This window comes from Moorena sp. SIO4A1 (assembly GCF_010672065.1).
GTDB lineage: Bacteria > Cyanobacteriota > Cyanobacteriia > Cyanobacteriales > Coleofasciculaceae > Moorena.
Map to the genome: position 1 here is coordinate 1 of NZ_JAAHHX010000871.1, position 1,222 is coordinate 1,222.

The 1,222-nt window shown below is 38.2% G+C and carries 1 protein-coding gene; it reads right to left on the reverse strand.

Going from position 1 to position 1,222, the window contains the following annotated elements; all coding sequences use genetic code 11:
* Positions 1-356: 356 nt before the first annotated feature.
* On the reverse strand, positions 357-1,222 hold an 866-nt coding region (locus F6K53_RS43680; protein ID WP_293087032.1), incomplete at its 5' end, for an ATP-binding protein.

Below are 1,222 nucleotides of genomic sequence, written 5' to 3' on the forward strand. Positions count from 1 at the left end.
AATTGCTCAACAACTCAAACATCACCCCTAAATTAGTCGGACTATCATCAACAATCACAATTACACCTTTATAGCCAATTTTGTTATAGCTCTCAGTTAGGGTAATTTTCCGGGAAGAGGAATGATGATTAGTTTGAGTTACTGAGGAAATATTCATAATCACATGAACTCGTTATTGGGGGTTTTCGCTAATCAATGGCTAATTAATAAGAGCAAAAATACTCGGATATTTTTTTACAAAAAAATAGTGCAATTTAATCCAAATAAACCTAATTAAAATCACCCTTAAAAATATAATAACTTATCCCTGGCTTAACTAGTCATTTAAATGGCGATTATTTTTAAAGATATAGACTTTATTTTTTACTAACTTTATCTGGAGTTTTTAAATCCTTTGATTTTATTCGATGAGCTTCGCGGTCTTTTGTATCCATGTACTTCCGAACAAATTCCAGAATTTTTCTTTCTTTAAACCCTTTTGATAATTGACGCAACTTTTGAGAAAATGGAATGAATTTATCATCCAACTGTTCAATCAAATTAGCTTCCTCTTGGATGCCTCGAATATCACCCATAATTGCTAGTTCATACAGAACGGATATTTGATCTGGCGATGGAGCTACAGGCATAACGTCTTCAGCTTTCTCTTCCTTAGTGGATTCTAGAATTCCTTGTCCTCCTTGTTGTTCCTCGGAAACCTCTGGCAAATCTAAATCTAGCCAAAAAATACTACCTTGACCGACAGTACTTTTCACCTTTAATTCACTACCCATTAATTCCGCTAAACGTTTACTAATCGATAGTCCTAAGCCTGTACCATTAACCTGACGGTCAGTATTGCCCACTTGATGGAATGGCAAAAATATTTCTGCTAGTTGTTTTGGTGGTATACCAATGCCAGTGTCTGCTATCACAAAGCGCATTTTTTGAGTACCTTGCTTTTCGGTTAAAGCTTGACGGTTTTTAGGTTGTTCGCCTTGGGCGTTACCGTAGGGTAGGTTGTCTTGACAACCTTGGCCTTTCGGCCACGCTTCAGCGTCGCCTACGGCGAAAGCGTGGCCTTCGGCCGACCCTGCGCTAACGCGAACAAGGTTCAACCGATCAACGTTCAACTCTGAACACCCCAAATAACCAACTTTAAACGTTACCTCACCAGTATCTGTAAATTTGACAGCATTTCCCAAAAGGTTCATCAGAACTTGTCGCAGTCTTATTTCATCAC